Here is a 6,888-nt window from a genome sequence, read left to right on the forward strand (position 1 = left end):
CGTAGGGGGGCCACCCAGGTTTTATCGCGCAGGGCCACCGACAAGGGATCTGGAGCGTTGGGGTTGTCGTGGATGTAGGCTTCTTCGTGGGCATAGGCCACCCAGAGTTGCCCCCGCCAATGGGCCAAGCCTGTCGGCCCAGGAGAAGGGGTGAGGATACGGGCCAGTTCTCGCCCGGTCTGGCGCTCCAGCACGTAGATCGTCTCTTCCACCCGATCGCTCACCCAGAGGTAGTCTCCCTGCACCGCAATCTGTTCTCGGCCAACCCCAGGGGCGGGCATCTCCTGCACAATAAGGCCACGGCTGGGATCCAGTTGCAGGATTTTTCCCCGTCGGTAGCAGGTGGCATAGAGGTAGCGGTTTCCCGTGTGGGGATCGCTCCAGAGGGCGATCCCTTCGATAGGGTAGGGGCACCTACACACTGGAAAGGCTTCCAGGGATCCCGGTTGCTGCAGAGCGGACATGGGAATGCGCAAGATTTGCCCCTCTTGCTCCCGACTGAGCCAAATCCACGCTTGATCCCCTTCTGACTCTACCCACAAACCGTAAGCGCCTTGGAAAGAATGGACATGATGGGGATTGAGCAGCAGGGTGTTGTGCTCTTGGATCTCCACCAAATAGCCCCTCACCCGATCCAAGCCCAACAGGCGATCTCCCCAGGTGGCCAAACCTTCCAAAGCGACCAGCCCCAACGGTTGCAAAGGGGCCACAGTTCCCTGTTGCTGCCCAGATTGAGGCCACCAAGCGGGCTGGGATCCTTCTGCCGTAGAACCCGGATTTTTCAGAGCACCTAGATCATTTGCCGGATGAATGGCAACCATGAAGGCTTCCCTGCTTGTGGAGAAGTTGGCGCGCTAGCGCGATCCGCACCAGATCAGTACGACTGTCCAACATTTTATGATGCGCCTCTTTTCAACCCCGCCCCAAGGGATCCCTTCCCTGATGGTCTTGCCGAGGACGGAGAATGCTACCATAACAGACATTTTGCTTGTTTTGTTGATGAGCAGGGCCGAGAAGCAATGGAAGAAAAGGGTCTGGCCTTGGCAGTTGGGGGCTTGGTGGCAGGGATCCTAGCCGGGGTTCTGGGCATTGGCGGTGGAACGATCCTGGTGCCCTTACAGGTCAGCTTGGGGATACCACCGGTTCAAGCTGCAGCCACCAGCAACCTTTCCATCGTTATGACCTCGATTGCAGGCAGCATCCAAAACTGGCGGATGGGCATGCTGGATCTGAAACGGGTGATCCTGCTGGGGATCCCCGCATTGCTTACGGCCCAAGTGGGGGCGATCATCGCCAGTCGCCTTCCCAGCTACCTGCTGTTGACAGCCTTCGGGGTGTTGCTGCTGGCCAACACTTATCTGGTGGAGCTGCGCAAAAAGGTGGCCACCCAAGCCCTGGAGACAGAGTTCCCGCCTGCTGCTGTTCGCGACAGTGGTGCGAAGTCCTCAGGACAGATGTCTCCCTGGTTAGCCCGCGCCCTGACCGGCGGCACTGCCGGTTTGTTGGCCGGGCTGTTTGGCATCGGCGGTGGGGTGATCCTGGTGCCAATGCAGATCCTGCTGCTGAAAGAGACAATCAAAGTGGCGATTCAGACCAGTCTGGGGGCCATTGTGATCACAGCAGTTGCTGCCACTGCCAGCCATGCGGGCCTCAGCGATTGGATCTGGAATGGCCTGGGGTTCGGGGACGGCACCATCCACCAGAATGTGCTCTGGATCCCAGGTTTAATCTTGGGCACAGGGGGGTTAATCGGTGTACAGATTAGCACACGCACCCTGCCCAAATTGCCCGATGAAACCGTCGGACTGCTGTTTCGGGGCTTTCTGACCATCCTTTCTCTCTACATTTTTTGGCAAGCTTGGCAAAGCTACCGAGCCCTGTGAAGTGATCCTGGTCTGCCTGAGCGCTCAAGACAGCAGTCCTTGGTCATTTCGATTCTACGTTGGACGCGCTTTCCCCTCAGAGGGCAGGGCTTTTGCTACTTGGGATAGATCCCCTTGTTTGCAGAGGTCATGCACAGGGTAGCTGCCGAAGAGCTTCAAAGTTTCAGCAATTGATTCCAGCGCCGCAACCACCTCGGCATCCAAATAGGGTTGGCCGATAGGGTTCTCCAAATCGACAAAAAAGACATACGTCCCTGCCGATTTTTTGGTGGGGCGCGACTCAATGCGAGACATATTCAGGCCTCGCTCCGCAAACACTTGCAGAGGTTTCAGCAGCGCTCCCGGCACGTTGTGGGGGAGGCTGAAGGCTAAGGAAGTATGGGATCCCCCCGGAGAAGCAGGATCGGCAGAGGTTTCACCCTGTTGACCGGAACGCGAGAGCGGCGCACGGCCAATAACCCAAAAGCGAGTGCAATTGTCGGGGTGATCGTTGATCGGGCAGGCCAAGACCGGCAGTTGGTAGAGGGTGGCAGCTCGTTCTGAGGCGATGACGGCGGCGCTGGGCTGCTCCTGCAGGCGATCCAATTCTTCGGTGGTCGAGCGGGTTGGGATCAAAGTGGCCTGGGGCAGATGGGATCTCAGCCAAGCCTGACATTGGGCCAAAGCTTGCGGGTGGGAGTAGACCTGCTCAATTTGCTCCAACCGCGAGGCACGTCCGATGAGGGCATGGCGAATGGGCAGGATCAGCGCCTGCCGGATCCCTAGCCCCTCCAGTTGCCAGAGGGCGTCTAAGGTCATCGAGACCCCCCCCTCCACCGAGTTTTCCACCGGCACCACCGCCCATTGTTGCTGGCCGACAGCTACCGCCTCTAGACAGGCGCTGATCGTTGGATAAGGCACTAAGGGGTGGGATCCCTGGCTGTGCAGGTGAGGCTGCTCAGGGCAGGCCAGCAAAGCTGCTAACTCTGTGTAGGTTCCAGCAGGGCCGAGGAAGGCCACTGGCGAAGGGGAAACGTTCGCGCTAGCGGAGCGCAGCTCCATCAGAGCCATTTCTTCAATTGTCGCTAGGGGCCAGTTCTAACTCTATCGTCTCGGCGTCGCGCAGCAGCAAAGGACATTCAGGCTCCGGGCAACGGGGATTGGCCGCCACCTTGTCCATGGCCTTCACCACCTCCAATCGGATCAGCCTCTGCAACTCCTGATCCGCTTGAATGGCTTCTAAAGTTCGGAGAGAGCCGTGAAAACTGGTGGCGTATCGAGGCTGGAGGTTGTTCAAAGCCAGGGCGGCAGCATCGTTACAGAATTTCTCGCAGAAGCAGTAGCGCTGTTGACTCTCCATCAGCAGGATTTCATTGACCATCTCCAGAACAGCCCGTTCCATTTGATTTTCCAGGCTCTTCAGAGGCTTATGTTGCTCCGCCATCGCTACCTCCCAATGGGAACCGAATCCGCCGCCAAGTCACTGTTTTCAGTGATCAGGAGTGCCCTCGATTACCTTCGATGCTGCTTTACTCTCTGTTGACACGTCAAGTCAAGCCCTCTGCTGCCGACGCGAACAGCCTCTGGCCCGCTCCTATCCGTGCTTGAGGCAATCCAATCTGTCGTGTCAGGCATCATCAAAACCCAGAGAATTAACCAACACTCTTGGCAGACGGGCAGAAAGTCCACACAGCAACTCATAGGAAATAGTACCCAACTGATCGGCCCAATCCTGCACAGATAAACCCGCATTTGCCAGATTGGGGCCCAGCAGCTCCACCACATCCCCCACCTGGATATCCGGCCTCTCGGTTACATCCCACATACATTGATCCATCGTGATCGTGCCCACCTGTTGGATCAAGCCGCCGCGCACCCATCCTCGCAGCCAGCCGGAAAGCCGCCGTGGGATCCCATCCGCATAGCCGATGGCCAGAGTGGCAATGCGACTGGGGCGAGAGGTGATGTAGCGATGCCCATAGCTCACGCCAGTTTGAGCAGGCACAGTTTGGATGTGGGACAGCCGCGCCTTGAGCCGCAGAATTGGCTGCAGACCTGGCACCGGCAAGTGGGGGGCAGGGGACAGGCCATAGAGGACCAACCCCAAACGCACACGGGAGTAGTGGAGATGGGTTAAAGCACCGGCTGAGTTATCCAGATGCAGCGCCGGTAAGGGATCCCCGGCTTTGCGGATCTGTTCCACCACCTGGGCAAAGCGGGCGTGCTGCTGTTCCATGACTGGAGAATGGGGCTCGTCCGCCGTCGCCAAATGGGAAAACAAGCTACAGCCTTCCAGCTCCGGGATCCGACAAATCTGCCCCCACACGGCTGCAGCTTCCTTCCAGGGGATCCCCAAACGGGTCATACCCGTATCCACATTGACATGCACCGGGACGGGGCGCCCGGCCCAACGGGCTACCTGGCGCATCAGCGGGATTTGGTCTGTGCAGGTGAGGCTGACCTCCAGCCGGGCTGCCATGGCCTGCTGTAGCTCCGCCCAAGTATTCAAAGCTCCCAACACCAGAACCGGAGCCTGCAGCCCCGTTTGCCGCAACTCGATCCCTTCGGCCAGGGTGGCCACACATAGCCCCTTGGCCCCAGCCGCAACAGCCACGGGAGCCACCAACTGCGCCCCATGCCCGTAGGCATTGGCCTTCACCACCGCCCAGATCTCGACGTTTGAGCCTAGGCGCCTCTGCAACAGCCGCAGGTTTTCTCGCAGCTGGGCTGCGTCAATTTCCACCCAAGCCCGACTGGTCAACAGCTCCAGGTCGATGGCCCAATCCAGCTCCGCCAAGGAATTGGCCTTCTGGGATCCCTCTCTCCAAGTATTGCCCTGCACTCCCAGAGCAGCTGCTCTCAAAGTGCCCTGCGCCGCCGGCGCGACCGGTTCTCGATTCACCGTTCACCCCCCACACCCAAAACCCGTCCTGATTAGATTTAGGTTTAGCGCAAAGTCCACTCCGGCGCCATCCACAGCAACGGCACGTCTGGGATCCCGACGGTCTCGTTGCTCTCCAACAGCCGGCCCAGCCAAGCGGCTTGTCTTTGCGAGGACAATCCCTGGCTCAACAGTCGTCGCAGGACTCGTTGGAAGCCCTCTCCCTCACCCGCCGGCGACAAAGAGGGATCCCCGGTCATGCGCCGCAGATCCTCCACCGCCTCCGTGTACCCCCCCAAAGCATCCACCAAGCCCACCTCCACAGCTTGCGCCCCGGTGAAGATGCGTCCATCGGCCAACTGTCGCACCCGGTCTTCATCCAAGCTCTGCCGTCGCGCGATCATCTCTGCTTCCAGCACCTCATCTGCCTTTTCTGGCAAGTGCTGGCGTCCTTGGGCCACATCGCGAATGAACTGCTCGAGGGTATCCTCCACCAAGTTTTGCAGAAGGCGCTGCTCTTGAGGAGTGGCACTGCGGAAAGGAGAGAGAAGGTCTTTGTACTCGCCGGTTTTGAAGGTCTGCGGCTCTATGCCGTAGTTCTCCAGCAACTTACCAAAGCTGAGGCCGCTGATGATAACCCCTATGCTGCCGGTCAGGGTGCCAGGGTTGGCATAGATTTTGTCGGCAGCGCTGGCCACGTAGTACCCCCCACTGGCAGCAATGTTTTCTAGGGTAGCGATCACCGGCTTGTCCGCCTCGTGCAGAGCAGTTACGGCACGGTAGAGTTCCTGGCTGGATCCCACAGCTCCGCCGGGACTGTTGATGCGCAGCAATACAGCCTTGACAGAGGGATCCCGTGCTGCCTCCCGCAACTGTTCCACAGGAGAAGTGGGCAGGCCTACCAAAGTCGAACCCCCTGGGCCGCCTATCGTTCCTTCCAGGGTGACCACCTCGATGCGATCCGCCCCCCGTGCGGCCTCTAGGCCAACCCCGCCTCGGGTAGGCTCTGAGGCAGGGCGCGTGCCCCCGACAATGGCCGCAATAAGGCAGACGACCAGCAAAGAAGCCGCCAAAATGCGGTTAAGCTGAGTTTCTTGTGTCACAGGCCCCTCAATTGCCACTGACTCCGTTCTACCACCCCGCGGGCTTCTCGCAACGTCTGACACCAAAAGGCTGAGAACCAAGCAAACTCCTCATCTCGGTTGAGCCATCCAAGCTATTGACAAGGATCCTCCACTTATTTACGATCAGGTTCCAGCGTTTTTTACCGCTGAGGCATCTTCTGCAGGTTGCCAGTGTAAGCTGGAGTAGAGGGTAGGATCCTTGAGCGGGATTCTGGCTCGAAGCCAAGTGATTGGGGCTTTAGCTCAGTTGGTAGAGCACTTCAATGGCATTGAAGGGGTCAGCGGTTCAAGTCCGCTAAGCTCCATCCCCAGAGGGCCGATAGCAGTCGTGGCTTCTATTACCATCTATTTCTACTGCTTGCGCTAGCGGGCCGGAGGCCTTAGCAGGAAGCAAGCGGTTGTTTGTTTCACCTTGACGGTGAGATAAGTGACTATGCGTTGCGAAACGGTTCAGCAACATCTCCCCAAGCCCAGACAGTCCTATCCAGCAAGGCTTCTGGGCTTCTTCTCTCCCCCTGGGAGAGGGGAGTTAGGGATCGACGCAGCAAGCCGTTTCATTGCTGTTTGAAATAATGAAAGTATTCTGCTTGGGAGCAAACCTTAGGCAGCAAGGGATCCTCCGCTGTTTTCACCCTTTCCACGGAGAGGATCCTGACCTATCTCAGGGGCTTCCACCAGGCGATTTCCCAACTCACGCTTGCCCCTCTCCCTGACGGCGGATTAAGAAGCGGATTTCCTGAAGGAGAACCTCAAAGCGTTGATCCGACTCGGCCTGCCGCTGCCGCAATTCTCGCACTTCCTGCCTTAACTCCAGGACGACTTCGGCGAGACGCCCTGAAAGGGTCTGCAAGGCAAGCTGAGCATCGGTAACCTGGGCAACTGTATTGGCCACCCTGGTCACAGCTTCGGCCAACTGGACAAACCGCGTCTCAATTTCCTCATTGGTCATGGCCGGGTGTGTCTTGCTTGGCTAATGATTAGCTCATTCTACCCTGCACGGTATGGAGTGTCACTCTCTGAG

General features: G+C 58.5%; 7 protein-coding genes and 1 tRNA gene. 2 read left to right on the forward strand and 6 right to left on the reverse strand.

The annotated features are described in order from the left end of the window. A partial coding sequence (locus NW837_RS06965; protein WP_414330162.1) for a YncE family protein occupies window positions 1–821 on the reverse strand: 821 nt, incomplete at its 3' end. Between the two features lie 198 nt (window positions 822–1,019). Between NW837_RS06965 and NW837_RS06970 the strand changes: the two genes are divergently transcribed. After that, the gene (locus NW837_RS06970; protein WP_414330165.1) at window positions 1,020–1,883 is read left to right on the forward strand and encodes a sulfite exporter TauE/SafE family protein; all 864 of its coding nucleotides are present in this window, start codon (window positions 1,020–1,022) and stop codon (window positions 1,881–1,883) included. 54 nt (window positions 1,884–1,937) lie between these two features. Here NW837_RS06970 and pheA read toward each other — a convergent pair whose 3' ends face one another. From pheA to sppA, 4 genes are all read right to left on the reverse strand, one after another. Then, window positions 1,938–2,924, reverse strand: a complete 987-nt coding sequence (gene pheA, locus NW837_RS06975) for a prephenate dehydratase (RefSeq protein ID WP_414330176.1) — start codon at window positions 2,922–2,924, stop codon at window positions 1,938–1,940. Between the two features lie 13 nt (window positions 2,925–2,937). Beyond that, window positions 2,938–3,306, reverse strand: a complete 369-nt coding sequence (locus NW837_RS06980; RefSeq protein ID WP_414330167.1) for a late competence development ComFB family protein — start codon at window positions 3,304–3,306, stop codon at window positions 2,938–2,940. A 183-nt stretch (window positions 3,307–3,489) separates the two neighbouring features. Next, window positions 3,490–4,764 (reverse strand): alanine racemase, encoded by a 1,275-nt coding sequence (gene alr, locus NW837_RS06985; RefSeq protein WP_414330168.1) that lies wholly within the window; start codon window positions 4,762–4,764, stop codon window positions 3,490–3,492. Window positions 4,765–4,808: 44 nt separating this feature from the next. After that, window positions 4,809–5,846, reverse strand: coding sequence for a signal peptide peptidase SppA (gene sppA, locus NW837_RS06990; RefSeq protein ID WP_414330171.1), 1,038 nt, complete (start codon window positions 5,844–5,846; stop codon window positions 4,809–4,811). Between the two features lie 253 nt (window positions 5,847–6,099). Here sppA and NW837_RS06995 point away from each other — a divergent pair. Further along, window positions 6,100–6,172 (forward strand) — tRNA-Ala (locus NW837_RS06995). Window positions 6,173–6,558: 386 nt separating this feature from the next. On the opposite strand, the gene NW837_RS07000 is transcribed toward NW837_RS06995, so the two are convergent. After that, complete coding sequence (locus NW837_RS07000) at window positions 6,559–6,816, reverse strand: hypothetical protein (RefSeq protein ID WP_414330173.1); 258 nt, start codon at window positions 6,814–6,816, stop codon at window positions 6,559–6,561. Window positions 6,817–6,888: the final 72 nt, after the last annotated feature.

Origin of the sequence: Synechococcus sp. R6-10, from assembly GCF_047461815.1 — a bacterium.
GTDB lineage: Bacteria > Cyanobacteriota > Cyanobacteriia > Thermostichales > Thermostichaceae > Thermostichus.

Excerpts from the sequence above, each read along its gene's own strand:
- NW837_RS06970 (WP_414330165.1), top strand. The coding sequence starts at position 1,020 with ATGGAAGAAAAGGGTCTGGCCTTGGCAGTTGGGGGCTTGGTGGCAGGG.
- pheA (WP_414330176.1), bottom strand. The coding sequence starts at position 2,924 with ATGGAGCTGCGCTCCGCTAGCGCGAACGTTTCCCCTTCGCCAGTGGCC.
- NW837_RS07000 (WP_414330173.1), bottom strand. The coding sequence starts at position 6,816 with ATGACCAATGAGGAAATTGAGACGCGGTTTGTCCAGTTGGCCGAAGCT.
- NW837_RS06980 (WP_414330167.1), bottom strand. The coding sequence starts at position 3,306 with ATGGCGGAGCAACATAAGCCTCTGAAGAGCCTGGAAAATCAAATGGAA.